The sequence below is a fragment of the Pseudomonas sp. MF6747 genome, assembly GCF_963890955.1.
In the GTDB taxonomy this organism is placed as follows: domain Bacteria; phylum Pseudomonadota; class Gammaproteobacteria; order Pseudomonadales; family Pseudomonadaceae; genus Aquipseudomonas.
Genome location: NZ_CAWPSZ010000052.1, coordinates 145,968 through 164,606 on the forward strand (window position 1 = coordinate 145,968; position 18,639 = coordinate 164,606).

The window sequence follows — 18,639 nt, forward strand, 5'->3', positions numbered from 1 at the left end:
TTTCCAGCGCCGGCGTGGCCGAGCGTGTTTAGGTTATTTTTAGTATTACATTGTGGTTCGCCTTGTGGCAGCCACCTGGATGGGATGATGACTGCTCCACGCCTTCCTTTATTTTTGATGCTCGCTGGCCTTTTGGGGCTGGCGGGTTGCAGCACGCACCAGCCGGTGTCGCTGTACCAGCTGGACAGCGGAAGTCCAGCTCAGCCAGCGCAAACCGCTGGCATGGCCGTATTGCTTGGCCCGGTAGTCGTTGCCGATTACCTGCAACGCGAAACCCTGCTGCAACGTCAGAACGACGGCAGCCTGCAAGGTTCCACTGACGGCCGTTGGGCGGGCAGTTTGTCGTCCGACATCAACCAGTTGATGTTGCGCCAAGTGGCCGGTCATCTGGACAGTCAGCGTGTGGTGCTCGCGCCTGCGCCAACCGGCTTTACTCCGGATGTGCAGGTGTTACTGACCATTACGCGGCTTGACTCGGGCGCCTCGCAGCCGGCCATCCTCGACGCGCAGTGGCGTCTGATCGACCGCCGTGGCCAGGTGCGCGATAACCGCATCGTGCATTTGCAGGAAGAACACAGCGGCACCACCGCGTCCCAGGTCCAGGCCCAGGGCGTGTTGTTGCAGCATCTGGCGCAGCAGTTGTCGGTGGCGCTCAAGCCATTGGCCAACCAGCCGCCGGTTGCCGAGGCACCGCGCAAGCAAGCCCCGGCTCAGGCCAAGCCCGCAGCGCCGGAAAAGCCGAAGATGCCGATGGCTACGCCGATTCGTACGGACATGGAAGTGTTCAGGTTCTGATCTGAATCGCAGACAAACAAAAGGCCCGCTTATTCAGCAGGCCTTTTTTGTTTGTCCGGGATTTGAGTTGCGCTGCAGATTAATGTGGGAGCGGGCTTGCCCGCGAATGCGTTGGATCAGTCGATAAGCCTGGCCACTGACACGCCGCCTTCGCGAGCAAGCCCGCTCCCTCACGAGCCCACTTCTCAGTGGGCTGGGCGGTGTCTTCAGGACTTGGTACGGGTCTCATGCATCCGCGCCAACTGCCGCTCCAGCATCGACGGATACGGCTCCATCAAGCGTTCCACACAGCTGGCGCCTTCAGGGCTGGCAATCGGGCGGATACGCGCGCGTTGGCGAATCAACGCGTCTTCGCTGATCTTGCGCTCCACCAGCAGCAGGTTGCGGCTGTGTTGCGACAAGGCCAGCGCATCCTGGGCGATTTCAGTCAGCAGCAGGTCGATCTGGCTCATGCCAAACAGATCATCGCCCACGGTCAAACCAAGCTGCAGTTGCAAGGTGATGCCGCTGTCGGCCACTTCGATCTGCAGGGCATGGCCCAGGGCGCGCAACAACTCGCCGCAGCAAATAGCATTGGTCAGGTAATCTTCGCCGCTGTCTTCGCTGTGGAACAGCATCAGCGTGCTGCCGTCGTTCAGGGTGTGCAGTTCGCTCTGATACAGCGAGGCGGCCTGATCCAGGCAGTCGCGGTAGCGTTCCAGCAATTCCGTCAGGCGGGCGCGGGGCAGGCGGCGCAGTTGGTCCTGGGCGCCCAGTTGCACGGCCAATACGGCGCTGTGCTGGGGCTCGGTGTTCTTCACCGGCGCAGGCTTAGGCACGACGGCTGGGGTGGCGGCCGAGGTATCGCGCAGGTCGGAGAACGGGTCTTCGTCATCCAGTTCATCTTCCTCCGCCTTGATGACCTGGCGGGGCGCGGGCTTGAGGCCTGCCACCGGCGCACTTTCGTCAAAGCCTGGATCACGCAGGTCGCGCACTTCAAACTCGGGTTCGTCGTCGTAATCGGTGTCGTCGTACTCGGGTTCGGGCTCGACCTCGGGCACTACCGGCTCGGGCGCGAAGCTGGCGTGAAGCTGGCGGGCGAGGTCGCCGATCTCATCCTGGCGATCAGTGGCCGGGGTGTGCTCGTCAATATCGCGCAGCCAGATGCGCAACTGCATCAGCGGCGTGGAGATATGCCGCCCCAGGCGCAAGCTCAAGGCCAGGGCCAATGCCAACAGGATCGCGCTGAGGATGCCCATGCTTTGCAGGCTGATGGTCATCGGCTGCTGGAATTGCTGCATGTCCAGGCTGATGCGCAGTTGGCCGGCCTTCACATCCTGAAACGTGATGTTGCTCGAATACAAACCTTCGGCTTCACCCAGCAGGCCGTTTTTCGGGCGTTGCCCGGCTTCGGCCATGATCCGGTTGTCCACGCTGTAAATCGCGGCGTGGGCCACCAACGGGTTCTTGGTCAGGTTGTTGAGCAGCACGTTGAGGCTGAGAATGTCGTTGGACACCAGCAGCTCAGTCGCCGACGTGGCGGTCTGAGTGGTCAGGCTCTCGCCCAGGGCGTCGGCTTGCTCGTGCATGGCCTGCTTGAACTGCAAGCCCATCACGCAGGCATAGATCACCAGGGCCAGAGCGACCAGGATCACGTTATGGCTGGCGATGCGTAATGCGATCGGTACACGGCGGTGGCGCAGTGCCCGGAAGATCAGCAGGAAGAAGTTATCGGTTTTTACTGGCGTAGGCCGGTTCACTTGAGCTCGGCTCTTTAGTCCGTGAAGTTGACGCGCAGTATAGCGACAGGCCTGGGACCGGCAAAGCGCTGGCTGTGCCCGATGGTCACTGAAAGTGGGTAGAATGCGGTTTTTTTCCAGCCTGGGGGTGCGCTTTGCGCGAAATTGTCCTGATAAACATCACAGGTGTTGACCGACCGGGTCTCACCGCAGCCATTACCGGTGTGCTGGCCCAGGGTGGTGTGAACATTCTCGACATCGGCCAGGCGGTGATCCACGACACCCTCTCGTTCGGCATCCTCGTGGAAATCCCGAATACCGAACAGGCTTCTTCGGTGCTCAAGGACATCCTGTTTACGGCGTATAAGCTCGATCAGCAGGTGCGTTTCACGCCGGTGTCCGAAGCCGATTACCAGCATTGGGTGGAAGGCCAGGGCAAAAAACGCCACATCGTCACGCTGCTGACTCGCAAAGTCACCGCCGAGCAATTGCAGCGCGTCAGCTCGATTACCGCCCAGTACGGTTTGAATATTGATCATATCGACCGTTTGTCGGGTCGCATGCCGCTTGATACGCCAGCCGACAAGGGCAAGGGATGTATCGAGTTTTCCGTGCGCGGCGAACCGGCGGATCCGCAAGCCCTGCGCGCCGAGTTCTTGAGCGTGGCTCAGGAGCTGAATGTCGACATCGCCTTCCAGGAAGACTCGCTGTTCCGCCGCAACCGCCGCTTGGCGGTGTTCGACATGGACTCCACGCTGATTGAAGCCGAAGTCATCGACGAGCTGGCCAAGGCTGCCGGTGTGGGCGAGCAAGTGTCTGAAATTACCGAGCGCGCCATGGCCGGTGAGCTGGATTTCCGTGCCAGCTTCAAGGAGCGCCTGGCGCTGCTCAAAGGCCTGGATGTGAGCGTGCTGGACTCGATCGGCGCCTCGTTGCGCCTGACCGAAGGCGCCGAAACCCTGTTCGCCGAGCTCAAGCGCCTGGGCTACAAGACCGCGATTCTATCGGGCGGGTTTACCTACTTCGCCAAGCAACTGCAGGCCAAGCTGGGCATCGATTATGTGTTCGCCAACGAGCTGGAAGTGGTGGATGGCAAGGTGACGGGCGTGGCGGTGGAGCCGATTGTCGACGCGCAGCGCAAAGCGGATTTGCTGAGGGAATTGGCGCATAAGGAAGGTTTGCGTCTGGAACAGACCATTGCGGTCGGTGACGGCGCCAATGATTTGCCGATGCTGGCAATCGCCGGGTTGGGTGTGGCGTTCCGCGCCAAGCCACTGGTCAAGCAATCGGCCAAGCAGGCGATCTCGACGTTGGGGCTGGATGGCGTGTTGTACCTGCTGGGCTTGCGCGACCGCGACGGTCAGTTGTAACTGGCAAAACGCAGTTGAAAATGTGGGAGGGGGCAAGCCCCCTCCCGCATTGGGTTTGGTGTCAGGCTTTAGGAGCGGCGATGCCCTGGCCCATCTGTACCGGCGTGCCCGCCACCAGTTCTTCGGCCCACTTAACCTGATCCGGCCCGAACAGCACAATTGCAGTCGAACCCAGCTTGAAACGGCCCAGTTCTGCGCCTTTCTCCAAGTGAATCGGTGCGCGTGCAGCCTCGTCGTAGCGGAAGGTTTTCAGCTCGCGTTTTGGCGGCGTCACCAGCCCGGCCCATACGGTTTCAATCGACGCGACGATCATCGCACCCACCAACACCACCGCCATCGGGCCGCGTTCGGTGTCGAACAGGCAGACAACACGCTCGTTACGGGCAAACAGCTCAGGCACGTTTTCGGCGGTGGTCTGGTTGACCGAGAAAATTCGACCTGGCACGTAGACCATCTCGCGAAGCGTACCGGCCAGCGGCATATGCACGCGGTGGTAGTCCTTGGGCGACAGGTAAATAGTGGCGAAATCGCCGCCCATAAACGGTGCAGCCAATGCGGCATCGCCGCCCAGCAATTCCAGCACGCTGAAGCTGTGGCCCTTGGCCTGGAACACGCGGCCGTGTTCGATTGGGCCAAGCTGGCTGACGGCGCCGTCGGCCGGGCTGAGTACCGCGCCTGGGGTTTGATCCAGCGGGCGCGCGCCGTCTTTCAAGGCGCGGGTGAAGAAGGCGTTGAAATGCTCGTAGGCGGTCAAGTCTTCAACCAGGGCTTGGGACATGTCCACCTGATAGCGCTTGGCGAACCAGGCGGTGAAGGCGTTCTTGAACCAGCGCACGCGGCACTCGGCGATGCAGCCGGCCAGTCGCGAGAGCAAGTGGTGCGGCAGCAAGTACTGGCTGAGGATAAACAACTGCTTTTTCATTAACTGTCCTTAAACCTTAAATCTCAACGGGGGTGTCGGGGTGGTTGCCCCATTCGCCCCAGGAACCGGCATAACCTTTGACTCGCGGATAACCGAGCGCCTTGGCCACCAGGTAGGTGAAGCCAGAGCGGTGGTGAGTCTGGCAGTGGGTGATGATTTCTTTGTCTTTGGTCAACCCGAGGTCTTCCAGAATCTGCGGCATGTCGCGGCGGATACGCAGGCTGCGCGCCTTGTCCATGCCGGCGGTCCATTCGAAGTTCACCGCGCCGGGGATGTGTCCGCCCTTGGCTGCGAGCACTTTCTCGCCGGAGTATTCCAGGGGGCCGCGTGCGTCCCAGATACCCAGGTCGGCCGCGCCAAGTCGGCTGTGCAGGTATTCGCGGGTGGCGGTAGGGCCGTCGTGCAAGGTCAGGCTCACCGGCCCGCCGACAGGGGCGGGCACCTCGGTGGATAGCGGGTGCTGACCGTCTAGCCATGCCAGCAGGCCGCCGTCCAGGTAGTGGTATTTCTGGTGGCCGATCACGTCGAGCAACCAGATGAAGCGCCCGGCCCAGCCGCCGCCTTCGTCGTCGTAGACCACGTAGGTGGCATCCGGGGTGTGGCCCAGTTCGCCGAACAATTTTTCGAGGTCGGCCTTGTGCGGCAGCAAACCCGGTGCGGGCGCCTGGCCCAGTTGGGTGCGCTTGGGGTCAACGAAATGCGCGCCGGGGATATGCCCTTCGGCGTAGCGGGCGGCACTGGTGAGGTCCACCAGAATCAGGTGTTCGGCATCCAGTTGACCGAGCAGGTCGCTGGACTCGATCACCAGCGGCAAGCCAGAGAAGTCAGGCATGTGAGGTCTCCTGGGCACAATTGTTGGCGATAAAAGAGGGCGATTGTAGCGCAAGCATCAAGCGCTGCGGTTGGTAAAGCTGTGCAGCGCTTTCTCGATGCATTGAGCGGTTTTGCCGAAGGCCTGCACGGTGGTTTCCGAGAAGGGGCCACCGCCCTGATCGGCGACCATCAGCATCACGACCTTGCCGTTGCAGCTCAACGAACGCAGCAACAGGTGTTCGCCATTGAACAGGCGGCGCAGGATCGGCGGCAGCAAGGCCGAGAACTGTGCGTGGTTGTCTGGCGTGAGGCGTACCTGGGCAGACTTTTCCAGCAGGCGCTGCAGCAGCGTGCTGTTGACCACGTCCAGGCTCAGGTTCGCCGCGTCCCTGGGCAAGCCGTCAGCCTGGTGCACGCGCAAGGTGCTCAAGGCGCGGTCCGCCATGAACAACAAGACGCGCTGCATGCCACTGGCGACCAAGGCTTCTCGGGCGCAGGTGGTCAGGTGCATGGCATTGGCAAAACGGCTCGGTTCGACCAGCAGCTCGGTGCAACGCTTGCGCCACACGGCGAGTGCCTCGGCAGTGGGCGGCGGCGCCGGCAACAGGCCGCGATGGATTTTCTGCACATGCCACGGCCAGATCAGCGACAACGCCGGGTGCCAGAGGTCAGGCATCAAGGTTGTGCGTGCGCTGGTCACCGCTTGCTGGTGAACCTGTTGCTGCACGTCACTCAGCGGCTCTTGCAGGTACAGCGCCGTGAGGTACTGCCAACGCTCGGTGTGCGGGCAAGTCCAGGATTCCTGCGCCGACATCGCCAGGCCGTTGGCCAGCAGCACAGTGTTGGCCGGCTGGTTCAGCCAGCGGCGCAGGTTGGGTTCGGCGTCGAGCAATTGCTGTTGGCGCAGCGCGTCGTCTTCACGGGCGATGCGCAGCGCCTTGACCAGCAAGCGCTGTTCAGTCAGCAGCAGGTTGTAGCCTTGGGAGACCCAGATCGGCAGGTGCCAGGCTTCGGTCAAACCGCGGCACAAGTCCAGCAGGCGCACACCGAACAGTGCCTGTTCGACCGTGTGTGCCGACTGGCCTTTGTGGATCACCCGCAGTTCCCATTCTTCCAGAAGCTTGGGGTACGCGACGGCCATCGGCCACAGCGGCGACAGAAACAGCAGGCTGCCCCAATGAATGTCTTGCCACAACCGCGCGAGGCGGCTGGCGAACAAACCGTTGGCTTGCTGGGACGCGTGCTGGCTCACCAGCAGCAGTTGGCGCAGGGCCACCGGAATGTCTTTTTCCGGCACCGAGGGCAGGCGCGCCAGCAACTCTTCGGCGCGTTTGAGGCCGAGGCGGTTGAGCGCCACTTCGAGGTTTTCCGCCGGCCCCGACAGGCTGCCATGGGCCTGGCCGTTAGCCTCGCGCATCACGCTGAGCACCAGCGCCGGGCTGTGTTGCATCAGCTCGGCAATATCCCGTAAAGAACTACGGCTATCGCGGATGGCCTTGCACACGCGTTCGTGACTAGCCTGAGGAACAGGCAGCAGCACATCGTCCAGGCGCTTTATCCAAGCCGCGAGGGTAGTAGGTTTTGTCGTTGGAGCTGTCGTTTCATTAGCCATGATTGGGGCGCGATCATCACTTGCGTTCTACACGCCCGGAACGGGCCGAATTGGCTTTTCGCCTTAACGGGCTATAGTCTGGCGCAGTTTTGCCGATAAGTAGAACAAGAGTTTTCAGCTTCACCCAATATGTCCATGAACCCGACGGCGCAAGTACCAATCTCCTATGGCTAAAATTATCGGCATCATCGTCGTCATCGCAAGTGTGCTCGGTGGGTACGTCCTGTCCCACGGTAAAATTGCCGCGCTGATCCAGCCCTTCGAAGTGTTGATCATCGGCGGTGCCGCGTTTGGCGCATTCCTGCAGGCCAACCCCGGCTACATGACCATGCACGTGATCAAGAAGTCGCTGGGCATGTTCAGCTCGCGCTTCTCCCACACCTTTTATTTGGAAGTGCTGGGGCTGATCTACGAGATCCTCAACAAGAGTCGCCGCGAAGGCATGATGGCTATCGAAGGCGACATTGAAGACGCCGCCGCCAGCCCGATTTTCGCCAAGTACCCGGCGGTGCTCAAAGACGAGCGCATGACCGCCTACATCTGCGACTACCTGCGCATCATGTCCTCCGGCAACATGGCGCCGCACGAGCTGGAAGGCCTGTTCGACATGGAGCTGTTCAGCCTTAAGGAAGAGCTGGAACACCCATCCCACGCCGTGACCGGCATCGCCGACGGCATGCCCGGTTTCGGTATCGTCGCGGCGGTACTCGGCATCGTGGTGACCATGGCGTCCCTGGGCGAAGGCGACCAGAAGGCCATCGGCATGCACGTGGGCGCGGCCCTGGTGGGTACCTTCTTCGGTATTCTTGCCGCCTACGGTTTCTTCGGCCCACTGGCCACTTCCCTGGCCCACGATGCCAAGGAAGAAGTGAATTTGTACGAAGCGATCAAGGCCTGCCTGGTGGCTTCGGCGTCCGGCATGCCGCCATCGCTGGCGGTGGAGTTCGGGCGCAAGGTGCTGTACCCGAAACATCGCCCAAGTTTTGCCGAGCTGGAACAAGCGGTTCGCGGTCGCTAAGTCATGGAAAACAACCAGCCGATAATCATCAAGCGCGTCAAGCGCTTCGCTGCGGGGCACCATGGCGGCGCCTGGAAAATCGCCTTCGCCGACTTTGCGACGGCGATGATGGCGTTCTTCCTGGTGCTGTGGCTGATGTCCACCGCCACGCCCGAACAGAAGATCGCCATCGCCGGTTACTTCAAAGACCCGATTGGCTTTTCGGAAAGCGGCACACCGTTTGTCATCGACCTGGGCGGCTCGCCGCAGCTGGCGCCCGAGCGCACCATCAACCCGGAGGTCAAGACCGAATCGCCGCAGGAAAACATTCCAATCGAGCGCGATACCGTCGAGGCCATGGCCGAGCAGGTCGAGCAGGAACGCCTGGAATTGTTGCTGCAGGAACTGCAGACCAAGGTTGAAGAGAATCCGCAGCTGCTGAAATTCAAGGATCAGATTTCTTTCGAAATCACGCCGGAAGGCTTGCGCATCCAGATCACCGACGCCGCCAACCGGCCGATGTTCGACTCTGGCAGCGCGCGTCTGAAACCCTATTTTGAAGACATCCTGCTGGCCATGGCTGACACCATCAAGGCGGTGCCGAACAAGATCAGCATCAGCGGCCACACCGACGCCAAGCCGTATGCGGGCCAGGGTGACTTCGGCAACTGGGAACTCTCGGCCAACCGCGCCAACGCCGCCCGCCGTGCGCTGGTCGCGGGCAGCTACCCGGACCCGCAAGTGGCACGTGTGGTGGGTTTTGCGTCGTCGCAGCTATTTGATCCTAAAGATCCGTTCAACCCGATCAACCGTCGGATTGATATTGTCGTGCTGACCAAAAAGGCCCAGCGTGCGATCGAAGGCCATCAGGGCGCAGCGCCGGCGGCACCGACCCAAGGCGAGGGCGCACCGGGCGAAGTGCCGGCCGACCCGAACGCGATTCCGCCAGGGCAGGAACCGCTGCCGGCCCACGAGCTGCGGCAGAAGCTGAACCTGTTTGATGATGGTGGGGTGAAAGATCCTACGGCGCCTGGGTCGTAACAGAGCGATTGTGGCGAGCGGGCTCGCCACAACGGTTCAGTAACTGCTCTCGGGCAAGCTCGCAATAATCGACCGGTAGCTGTTCATGCGCTGCTGCTGAACGCGACCGTCTTCCAGCGCCTTGAGCAGTGCACAACCGGGCTCGCGGTCGTGTTTGCAGTCGCGGAAGCGGCAGGTGCCGATCAGGTCGTTGAACTCGATGAAGCCCGCTTCCACATCGCTGCGGCTGACGTGGCCCAAGCCAAATTCACGAATACCCGGGGAGTCGATCAGCTCACCGCCGCCCGGGAAGTGGAACAACCGCGCGGTGGTGGTGGTGTGGGTGCCCTGGCCGGACAGTTCCGACAGCGGGCCGACACGGGTGTCGACTTCCGGCAACAAGCTGTTGACCAGCGACGACTTGCCCACGCCCGACTGGCCGACGAACACACTGATGCGCCCGTCCAACTGCTGTTGCAGCTGTTCCATGCCATTGCCGTGATGCGCCGAGACTTCCAGCACCGGGTAACCCAGCGTGCGGTAGACCGCCAGTAGCGCGTTGAGCGCCGGGGCGTTCTGCTCGTCGATCAGGTCGAATTTGTTCAGCAGCAACAGCGGGCGAATGCCGGCATGCTCGGCTGCGACAAGGTAGCGGTCGATCAGGTTGGCATGCGGCTCGGGCAGCGGCGCGAACACGATCACGATCATGTCGACGTTGGCGGCCACCGGCTTGAGCTGGCCGCGGCTGTCAGGGCGGCGCAATTCGGTGGTGCGCGGCAACTGGGCGACGATCACGCCGATGCCCTGGTTGCCGGCGCGCCACACGACCTTGTCGCCGGTCACCAGCGCAGGCAGGTTGGCGCGCAAGTGGCAGCGGGAAACAGAGCCTGCGAGTTCGCCTTCCAGCGCCTCGACTTCGACCTGCACACCAAAGTGCGCGATCACCAGACCCGTCTGTTCGGGGCCCAGGTCGCCGCCCTCGAGCGCCTCTACGGCGGAGGATTCACGTTTGGCGGCGCGAGCAGCGCGTTCACCTTGGATCTTTTCGATGCGCCAGTTTTGGCGACGATTGAGCTGGCGTTTGGCCATGGGTGTTCCGTGTCGATAATGCAAAAGTTAGGTAAAACGGTCGCGAGTCTAGCACGCCCCTGCCTGCTAAACTGCGCAGCTACGCCAAGGTGCCAAGAGAATCAAGCCATGCAAAACCCACAGAACCTGATTTGGATCGATCTGGAAATGACCGGTCTGAACCCCGACACCGACGTCATCATCGAGATGGCGACGATTGTCACCGACAGCAACCTCAACACCTTGGCCGAAGGTCCGGTGATCGCCATTCACCACAGCGACGCCGTCCTCGCCACCATGGATGAGTGGAATACGCGCACCCACGGCAACTCCGGCCTGACCCAGCGCGTGCGTGACAGCCGCATCAGCATGCGCGACGCCGAAGCTGAAACCATCGCCTTCCTTGAAAAGTGGGTGCCCAAGGGCAAGTCGCCGATCTGCGGCAACAGCATCTGCCAGGATCGTCGCTTCCTTTATACGCACATGAAAGCGCTGGAAAGCTACTTCCACTACCGCAACCTGGATGTGTCCACCTTGAAAGAGCTGGCCGCACGCTGGGCGCCGGAAGTCAAAGACAGCTTCCATAAAGGCAGCACGCATTTGGCGTTGGATGATATTCGCGAGTCGATTGCTGAGTTGCAGCATTACCGCAAGCATTTCATCAAGGCTTGAAGATTCGCCTGGCCTGTCGCCTTCGCGAGCAAGCCCGCGCCCACATTTAACCAAGTTCCACCTTTGGAATGCGGTCGAATGTGGGAGCGGGCTTGCTCGCGAAGGGCGCGACGCGGTCTTTCGCCTGGCGCCCCCTTTTGGTGCCATCACCAAATGATTAGACTGCGCGCCTCATTGCAAGGATCGCCATCATGCTGTTGATGCTCTACCTCATCGCCATCACCGCCGAAGCCATGACCGGCGCGCTGTCCGCCGGGCGGCGGGGCATGGACTGGTTTGGGGTGGTGCTGATTGCCTGCGTCACGGCATTGGGCGGTGGTTCGGTACGCGATGTATTGCTTGGGCATTACCCGCTGACCTGGGTCAAACACCCGGAATACCTGGTGTTGACCTCCATCGCTGCGTTGGTGACGATCTTTATCGCACCGTTGATGCGCCATCTGCGGTCACTGTTCCTGGCGCTGGACGCCGTGGGCCTGGTGGCGTTCACTTTGATCGGCTGCATGACCGCCCTGGAAATGGGCCACGGCATGTTGGTGGCGTCAGTGAGCGGGGTGATTACTGGCGTATTCGGCGGCATCCTGCGGGATATTTTCTGCAACGACATCCCGCTGATCTTCCGCCGTGAGCTGTACGCCAGCGTGTCGTTCCTTGCCGCCTGGTTCTACATGCTGTGCCTTTATCTGCAGTTGCCCAGCGAGCAAGCGATCCTGCTGACCTTGTTCAGCGGCTTTCTGTTGCGCCTGCTGGCCATCCGTTTTCACTGGGAAATGCCCAAATTCGTCTACAACGACGACGTGCACTAGCGTGCAGCGTGCTGGTTGAGCGCCCACTCGACGTGTTCGCGCACCAAGTCCGATGGGTAATCCCGACGCGCCTTTAAAGCTTCCAGCACTGGAATGCTCGACGGCGCATTGCCCAGCCCAACGGCCAGGTTGCGCAGCCAGCGTTCATAACCGGCGCGGCGTAGCGGCGAACCTTCGGTGCTGCTGAGGAATTTATCCTCGTCCCACATAAACAGTTCGGCCAGCTCGGCGTTGTCCAGGTTGTGCCGAGGCTTGAAATCGCCTTCGGCGGTAGGTCGGGCGAAACGATTCCACGGGCAAACGATCTGACAGTCATCGCAACCGAACACGCGATTGCCGATCAGCGGGCGCAAGTCTTCAGGAATTGAGCTTTTGAGCTCGATGGTGAGGTAGGAAATGCAGCGTCGCGCGTCCAGTACATAGGGGCCGACAAACGCGTTGGTGGGGCAGATGTCCAGGCAAGCGGTGCAGCGGCCGCAGTGCTCGGTGGCGTGAGGCGGATCTACCGGCAGTGGCAAATCGACAAACAGCTCGCTCAGGAAGAAATAGCTGCCGGCCTTGCGATTGAGCACCAGGGTGTTTTTGCCGATCCAGCCGAGACCGGCCTGCTCGGCGATGGCTTTTTCCAGCACCGGCGCGCTGTCGACAAACGCGCGAAAGCCAAACGGGCCGATCTGGGCTTGAATGCGATCGGCCAGTTGCTGCACGCGCTTGCGGATGAGCTTGTGGTAATCGCGGCCAAGGGCGTAACGGGAGATGTAGGCTTTTTCTGGCTTGGCCAGCAACTGCGCCATTTGGGTGTCGCCTGGCAGATAATCCATGCGCAGCGAGACCACGCGCAGAGTGCCCGGCACCAGTTCATCGGGATGCGAGCGTTTGCTGCCATGGGCGCCCATGTAGTCCATCTCGCCGTGGTAGCCCGCGTCGAGCCAGCGTTGCAGGTGCTGCTCATGCTCGGCCAGGTCCAGGCCGCTGATGCCGACTTGTTGAAAGCCCAGCTCGCGGCCCCAGTCTTTGATCGATTGGGCGAGGGCGGGCAGATCCGTGGTGATGGCAGACATGAGACAAGGGAAACCGCAGGTTAGATAGGTATAATTCTGCCAGACATCGGAGCTTGAAGACGCATGCCGCAGACAAAACACGCAATAACCGACGTACAGCCTCTATTGCACGGCCATTTGCCGCAACTGACTGCACGCTCCCCGGACGCCCATAAAGGCCAGTTCGGTCACCTGCTGGTCATCGGCGGCGACCACGGCTTTGGCGGCGCCGCGCTGCTGAGCGCCGAAAGCGGCTTGCGCAGTGGCGCGGGCATGGTCTCGCTGGCCACCCGCCCTGAACACATTCCCGCCGCCCTGGCGCGCCTGCCGGAAGTCATGACCGTTGGCGTGAGTTCGGCCAATCAGTTGATGGGGCTGCTGGAAAAAATCTCGGTGATCGTCATCGGTCCAGGCCTCGGTGAGGCGTCCTGGGGCAAAAGTTTGTTATCCGTCGCCGCCAACGCCAAACAGGCGCAAGTCTGGGATGCGGATGCCTTGAATCAACTGGCTACCGGCAGCGTCAGCCTGCCGGCCAACTCGGTGATCACGCCACATCCTGGCGAAGCAGCGCGCTTGATGGGCATGAAGACAGCCGAGGTTCAGGCCGATCGCCTTAAGGTGGCGCGCGCGTTGAGCCAGAAATTCAATGCAGTGGCTATTCTCAAGGGTGCTGGCAGTTTGATTGCCAGCCCGGACGGGCGTGTTTCGCGCTGTGACCAGGGCCATCCGGCGATGGCCACGGCGGGTCTGGGGGATGTGTTGAGTGGTCTGGTCGGCGCGTTGCTGGCTCAGGGCATGCCGGCTTATGAAGCCAGCTGCCTGGCGGTGTGGTTGCACGCCACGGCGGGGGATCGCCAAGGCACTTTCGGTCGCGGGCTGGCTGCCAGCGACCTGATACCTGCCATTCGTCAATTGCTGGAGGAGCAGTCACCGTGTCTGAAGTAACGCTTTTTCTGGGCGATGAAGACGCCATGGTTGCGTTCGGAAATCGCATCGCCCACGTCACAAACGGCGCGGGGCTGATCTTTCTCGAAGGCGACCTGGGGGCGGGCAAGACCACGCTGTCACGCGGCATTATTCGCGGGTTGGGCCACACGGGCGCGGTAAAAAGCCCGACGTTCACCCTGGTCGAACCCTACGAGATCGGTAAAGTTCGCGCCTTCCATTTTGACCTGTATCGTCTGGTCGACCCGGAAGAACTGGAATACATGGGCATCCGTGATTACTTCGACGAAGACGCGTTGTGCCTGATCGAGTGGCCAGATAAAGGCACAGGCTTTTTGCCAAAGCCGGACCTGACCATTACCATTACGCCGCATGACCACGGACGTCAGCTGAAGTTGTTGCCCCAGAGCGCGCGCGGTGAGTCGTGGTGCGCCGCTCTGGCACTGGAATTCAAATAAAATTGGTGGGGTTAGGTATGCGCTTTCGCGCGATGGTTGCTGTCGTAGGGGTGTTGCTTGCGGCAATGACTTTCAATGCTCTGGCTGCTTCACAGGTGAAAAGTGTTCGCCTGTGGCGAGCGCCGGATAACACGCGACTGGTGTTTGACCTGTCTGGCCCGGTCCAGCACAGCGTCTTTACCCTCACGGCGCCTGATCGCCTGGTGATCGACATCAACGGTGCGACCCTGGCCGCGCCGTTGAAAGTCTCCACCGCCAACACGCCGATTACCTCGATGCGCTCGGCGCAGCGCACGCCGACCGACCTGCGGGTGGTGATCGACCTGAAAAAGGCGGTGACCCCGAAAAGCTTTGTGCTGGCGCCGAACGCCCAATACGGCAACCGCTTGGTGGTCGACCTGTTCGACAATGCCGCCGATGCCGCGCCGCCGCCTGCGCCGACGCCAAGCGTGGCGACTGTGCCGGCCGTGCCGGTCAATCCGTCGCAGCCTCAGGTCAAGCTGCCACCGCCGCCGCCCGCACCTGCGGGCAAGCGCGACATTATTGTGGTGATCGACGCCGGTCACGGCGGTGAAGACCCGGGCGCCTCCGGCTCGCGCGGCCAGCATGAAAAAGACGTGGTGCTGGCCATCGCCCGTGAACTGCAACGTCAGGTCAGTGGCATGAAAGGCTATCGCGCCGAGCTGACCCGTACCGGCGACTACTTCATTCCTTTGCGTGGCCGTACCGAGATCGCTCGCAAGAAGGGCGCCGACCTGTTCGTGTCGATCCACGCTGACGCCGCGCCATCGGCCGCCGCCTTTGGTGCTTCGGTGTTTGCGTTGTCGGATCGCGGCGCCACGTCCGAGACCGCGCGCTGGCTGGCCGACAGCGAAAACCGTTCCGACTTGATCGGCGGGGCTGGCAACGTGTCCCTCGACGACAAAGACAAAATGCTCGCTGGCGTACTGCTCGACCTGTCGATGACCGCCTCGTTGACCTCCAGCTTGAACGTTGGCCAGAAGGTCCTGAGCAACATCGGTCGCGTCACCTCGCTGCACAAACAGCGCGTGGAGCAGGCCGGGTTCATGGTGTTGAAGTCGCCGGATATTCCGTCGATCCTGGTCGAAACCGGGTTTATCTCCAACTCCAACGAGGCCTCGAAGCTGGCCAGTGCGAGCCACCAGCAGGCATTGGCGCGCTCGATCAGCGCGGGCATTCGTCAGTTCTTCCAACAGAACCCGCCGCCGGGCACCTACATCGCCTGGCTGCGTGACTCCGGGAAAATCGCCCAGGGCCCACGTGATCATCGCGTGCAGCCTGGCGACACCCTGGCGATGCTGGCCGTGCGTTTTCAGGTGTCGGCCGCTACCTTGCGCAGCGCCAACAACCTGAAGACCGATGAGTTGAAAGTCGGCCAGGTGTTGACCATCCCTGGCACCGAATTGGCGGCGCAGTAATGAGCGAATCAGTCTTGAACAGTGGCTCGCGCATCGAGCTGCTCAGCCCACGCCTGGCCAACCAGATTGCCGCGGGCGAGGTGGTTGAGCGCCCGGCGTCGGTGATCAAGGAGCTGCTGGAAAACAGCATCGACTCCGGCGCCAAGCGCATTGACGTCGACGTGGAACAGGGCGGCGTCAAGCTGCTGCGCGTACGCGACGACGGCAGCGGCATTTCCTCCGATGACCTGCCGCTGGCCCTGGCGCGTCACGCCACCAGCAAGATTCGCGACCTCGAAGACCTTGAGCGGGTCATGAGCCTGGGTTTTCGCGGTGAGGCCCTGGCGTCTATCAGCTCGGTGGCGCGTCTGACCCTGACTTCGCGCACCCGCAACGCCGAGCAGGCCTGGCAGGTGGAAACCGAAGGCCGCGACATGGCGCCCAGGGTTCAGCCGGCGGCGCACCCGGTGGGCACTTCGGTGGAAGTGCGCGACCTGTTCTTCAATACCCCGGCGCGGCGCAAATTCCTCAAGGCTGAAAAAACCGAATTCGATCATCTGCAAGAAGTCATCAAGCGCCTGGCCTTGGCGCGTTTCGACGTGGCGTTTCACTTGCGCCATAACGGCAAGACCATCCTCAGCCTGCACGAAGCCCATGACGACGCGGCGCGTGCTCGGCGTGTGTCGGCAATCTGCGGCGCGGGTTTCCTGGAGCAGGCGTTGCCGATCGAGATCGAGCGCAATGGCTTGCGGCTGTGGGGCTGGGTGGGTTTGCCAACCTTTTCCCGTAGCCAGGCGGACTTGCAGTATTTCTTTGTGAATGGCCGCGCGGTACGCGACAAATTGGTGGCCCACGCTGTGCGTCAGGCCTACCGCGACGTGCTGTTCAACGGGCGGCATCCTACGTTTGTGCTGTTTTTTGAGGTCGATCCTTCGGTGGTCGACGTCAACGTGCACCCGACCAAGCACGAAGTGCGCTTCCGTGACGGGCGCATGGTGCATGACTTCCTTTATGGCACTTTGCACCGCGCCCTGGGCGATGTGCGCCCGGATGATCAGCTGTCTGCGCCGATCGTGACGGCGGTGGTGCGGCCGAGCGGCCCGGAAGCCGGTGAGTTTGGCCCTCAAGGCGAAATGAGCCTGGCGGCCAACCTGCTGCAATCGCCGCAGCCGCAGCCGAGCTATACGGCACCGGGTTCCGGCTCCGGTGCCGGCTATCAGTATCAGTACACACCGCGTCCGCAGTCGGCAGTGCCGGTGGCAGAGGCCCAGGCGGCCTATCGCGAGTTTTTTGCGCCGCTGCCGGGTGCCGAGCCCAATGCTGTCGCGTTGCCAGAAGGCGGCGGTGATATCCCGCCGCTGGGCTATGCGCTGGCGCAACTCAAAGGCATCTACATCCTCGCGGAAAACGCCCACGGCCTGGTGCTGGTGGACATGCACGCCGCCCATGAGCGGATCATGTACGAGCGCTTGAAGATCGCCATGGCCAGCGAAGGCCTCAGCGGTCAGCCATTGCTGGTGCCGGAGTCACTGGCCGTCAGCCAGCGTGAAGCCGATTGCGCTGAAGAGCACCACAGCGTGTTCCAGAAACTGGGCTTCGAATTGCAGCGCCTGGGCCCGGAAACCCTGGCGATCCGCCAGATTCCTGCGCTGCTCAAGCAAGCTGAAGCTAACCGTCTGGTCGCCGACGTGCTGGCTGACTTGATGGAGTACGGCACCAGTGACCGCATCCAGGCCCACATCAACGAACTGCTTGGCACCATGGCCTGCCACGGCGCGATCCGCGCCAATCGGCGTCTGGCCTTGCCAGAAATGAACGGCTTGCTGCGCGACATGGAAAACACCGAGCGCAGCGGCCAATGCAACCACGGCCGACCGACCTGGACCCAAATGGGCCTGGACGATCTGGACAAACTGTTCTTGCGCGGCCGTTGATGAGCGCCTTGCCCCCCGCAATCTTCCTGATGGGCCCCACGGCTGCCGGCAAGACTGACCTGGCCATTGAGCTGACCAAGGTGTTGCCGTGCGAGCTGATCAGTGTCGACTCTGCCCTGGTTTACCGGGACATGGACATCGGTACGGCCAAGCCTTCAAAAGCGCTGCTGGCCGAATATCCGCATAAGCTGATCGACATCATCGACCCGGCCGAGAGCTATTCTGCGGCAGATTTTCGCACCGATGCCTTGGCCGTCATGGCCGAAATCACCGCGCGGGGCAATATTCCGCTGCTGGTGGGCGGCACGATGCTCTACTACAAGGCGTTGCAGGAAGGCCTGGCGGATATGCCGCCGGCTGACGCTCAAGTGCGCGCGGCACTCGAGGAAGAGGCTGTACGCCTTGGCTGGCAAGCCCTGCACGACCAATTGGCGGCGGTTGACCCGGTGTCGGCGGCGCGCATTCATCCCAATGACCCGCAGCGCCTCACTCGCGCCCTGGAAGTCTGGCGCGTCAGCGGCCAGACCATGACTGAACATCGGCTGAAACAAACTGCGCAAAGTGCTGACGCAGGCGCGTCTGGACAGGCAGTATTGCCCTATACTGTGGCGAATCTGGCCATTGCTCCGGCAAATCGTCAGGTGCTGCATGAACGAATTGCACAAAGATTCACAATTATGTTGGAACAGGGGTTTGTGGATGAGGTCGTAGCACTGCGTTCCCGAGGTGACCTGCACGCTGGGTTGCCGTCGATACGTGCTGTTGGCTACCGCCAAGTCTGGGATCATCTGGATGGCAAGCTGACGTCAGCCGAAATGCAGGAGCGCGGCATCATTGCCACGCGCCAATTGGCGAAACGCCAGTTCACCTGGTTGCGCAGCTGGAGCGATTTGCACTGGCTGGACAGCCTGGACAGCGACAATCTGTCACGCGCCTTGAAATACTTGGGAACGGTCTCCATATTGAGCTGAGTCCTTGCAATTGCCGTCTATCCTTGGGGGTGTGACGGCCATAAGCTATCTATTTTCCGAATTTTATTATTGATCCTTAA

At 61.6% G+C, this 18,639-nt stretch carries 17 protein-coding genes; 11 read left to right on the forward strand and 6 right to left on the reverse strand.

The window, feature by feature from the left end; translation table 11 throughout:
- Positions 1–87 precede the first annotated feature (87 nt).
- The gene (locus AACW30_RS29290) at positions 88–795 is read left to right on the forward strand and encodes a PqiC family protein (RefSeq protein WP_164487902.1); all 708 of its coding nucleotides are present in this window, start codon (positions 88–90) and stop codon (positions 793–795) included.
- A 206-nt stretch (positions 796–1,001) separates the two neighbouring features.
- On the opposite strand, the gene AACW30_RS29295 is transcribed toward AACW30_RS29290, so the two are convergent.
- Positions 1,002–2,534 (reverse strand): AhpA/YtjB family protein, encoded by a 1,533-nt coding sequence (locus AACW30_RS29295; protein WP_169368075.1) that lies wholly within the window; start codon positions 2,532–2,534, stop codon positions 1,002–1,004.
- A gap of 134 nt (positions 2,535–2,668) precedes the next feature.
- On the opposite strand from AACW30_RS29295, the gene serB reads away from it, so the two are divergent.
- Positions 2,669–3,883, forward strand: coding sequence for a phosphoserine phosphatase SerB (serB, locus tag AACW30_RS29300; protein WP_200624027.1), 1,215 nt, complete (start codon positions 2,669–2,671; stop codon positions 3,881–3,883).
- A gap of 61 nt (positions 3,884–3,944) precedes the next feature.
- Here the strand turns inward: serB and asd are convergent, their stop codons facing one another.
- From asd to AACW30_RS29315, 3 genes are read right to left on the reverse strand one after another with little or no spacing between them, the layout of a single operon-like run.
- Positions 3,945–4,805 (reverse strand): archaetidylserine decarboxylase, encoded by an 861-nt coding sequence (gene asd / locus AACW30_RS29305; RefSeq protein ID WP_106577614.1) that lies wholly within the window; start codon positions 4,803–4,805, stop codon positions 3,945–3,947.
- A 16-nt stretch (positions 4,806–4,821) separates the two neighbouring features.
- Entirely contained in the window at positions 4,822–5,637 is an 816-nt protein-coding gene (locus tag AACW30_RS29310; protein WP_200624028.1) for a rhodanese-like domain-containing protein, read from the reverse strand.
- Between the two features lie 57 nt (positions 5,638–5,694).
- Complete coding sequence (locus AACW30_RS29315; RefSeq protein WP_106577616.1) at positions 5,695–7,230, reverse strand: HDOD domain-containing protein; 1,536 nt, start codon at positions 7,228–7,230, stop codon at positions 5,695–5,697.
- Positions 7,231–7,396: 166 nt separating this feature from the next.
- On the opposite strand from AACW30_RS29315, the gene motA reads away from it, so the two are divergent.
- Positions 7,397–8,248 (forward strand): flagellar motor stator protein MotA, encoded by an 852-nt coding sequence (gene motA / locus AACW30_RS29320; protein WP_003217532.1) that lies wholly within the window; start codon positions 7,397–7,399, stop codon positions 8,246–8,248.
- Positions 8,249–8,251: 3 nt separating this feature from the next.
- Complete coding sequence (gene motB, locus AACW30_RS29325; RefSeq protein WP_200624029.1) at positions 8,252–9,268, forward strand: flagellar motor protein MotB; 1,017 nt, start codon at positions 8,252–8,254, stop codon at positions 9,266–9,268.
- A gap of 36 nt (positions 9,269–9,304) precedes the next feature.
- Here the strand turns inward: motB and rsgA are convergent, their stop codons facing one another.
- Positions 9,305–10,336: a small ribosomal subunit biogenesis GTPase RsgA gene (gene rsgA, locus AACW30_RS29330; protein WP_003171340.1), complete on the reverse strand. Its 1,032-nt coding sequence runs from the start codon at positions 10,334–10,336 to the stop codon at positions 9,305–9,307.
- A 108-nt stretch (positions 10,337–10,444) separates the two neighbouring features.
- On the opposite strand from rsgA, the gene orn reads away from it, so the two are divergent.
- Both orn and AACW30_RS29340 read left to right on the forward strand, forming a co-directional pair.
- Positions 10,445–10,987, forward strand: a complete 543-nt coding sequence (gene orn / locus AACW30_RS29335) for an oligoribonuclease (protein ID WP_124416282.1) — start codon at positions 10,445–10,447, stop codon at positions 10,985–10,987.
- A gap of 188 nt (positions 10,988–11,175) precedes the next feature.
- Entirely contained in the window at positions 11,176–11,793 is a 618-nt protein-coding gene (locus AACW30_RS29340) for a trimeric intracellular cation channel family protein (RefSeq protein ID WP_177410090.1), read from the forward strand.
- On the opposite strand, the gene queG is transcribed toward AACW30_RS29340, so the two are convergent.
- Positions 11,790–12,854, reverse strand: coding sequence for a tRNA epoxyqueuosine(34) reductase QueG (queG, locus tag AACW30_RS29345; RefSeq protein WP_106577619.1), 1,065 nt, complete (start codon positions 12,852–12,854; stop codon positions 11,790–11,792). The two genes, AACW30_RS29340 and queG, sit on opposite strands and share 4 nt — an antisense overlap.
- A gap of 63 nt (positions 12,855–12,917) precedes the next feature.
- Between queG and AACW30_RS29350 the strand changes: the two genes are divergently transcribed.
- The 5 genes from AACW30_RS29350 to miaA are packed head-to-tail and all read left to right on the forward strand — an operon-like array spanning position 12,918 to position 18,559.
- Positions 12,918–13,778: an NAD(P)H-hydrate dehydratase gene (locus AACW30_RS29350; protein WP_200624030.1), complete on the forward strand. Its 861-nt coding sequence runs from the start codon at positions 12,918–12,920 to the stop codon at positions 13,776–13,778.
- The gene (gene tsaE / locus AACW30_RS29355) at positions 13,766–14,236 is read left to right on the forward strand and encodes a tRNA (adenosine(37)-N6)-threonylcarbamoyltransferase complex ATPase subunit type 1 TsaE (protein ID WP_106577621.1); all 471 of its coding nucleotides are present in this window, start codon (positions 13,766–13,768) and stop codon (positions 14,234–14,236) included. Before AACW30_RS29350 ends, tsaE begins: the two co-directional genes overlap by 13 nt.
- A 17-nt stretch (positions 14,237–14,253) precedes the next feature.
- Complete coding sequence (locus AACW30_RS29360; protein WP_106577622.1) at positions 14,254–15,675, forward strand: N-acetylmuramoyl-L-alanine amidase; 1,422 nt, start codon at positions 14,254–14,256, stop codon at positions 15,673–15,675.
- A complete protein-coding gene (gene mutL, locus AACW30_RS29365) occupies positions 15,675–17,588 on the forward strand; it encodes a DNA mismatch repair endonuclease MutL (protein ID WP_434223079.1) in 1,914 nt (637 codons plus the stop codon). The genes AACW30_RS29360 and mutL overlap by 1 nt, the downstream gene beginning before the upstream one ends.
- Positions 17,588–18,559, forward strand: a complete 972-nt coding sequence (gene miaA, locus AACW30_RS29370; RefSeq protein WP_200624031.1) for a tRNA (adenosine(37)-N6)-dimethylallyltransferase MiaA — start codon at positions 17,588–17,590, stop codon at positions 18,557–18,559. The genes mutL and miaA overlap by 1 nt, the downstream gene beginning before the upstream one ends.
- The last annotated feature ends 80 nt before the right edge of the window (positions 18,560–18,639 follow it).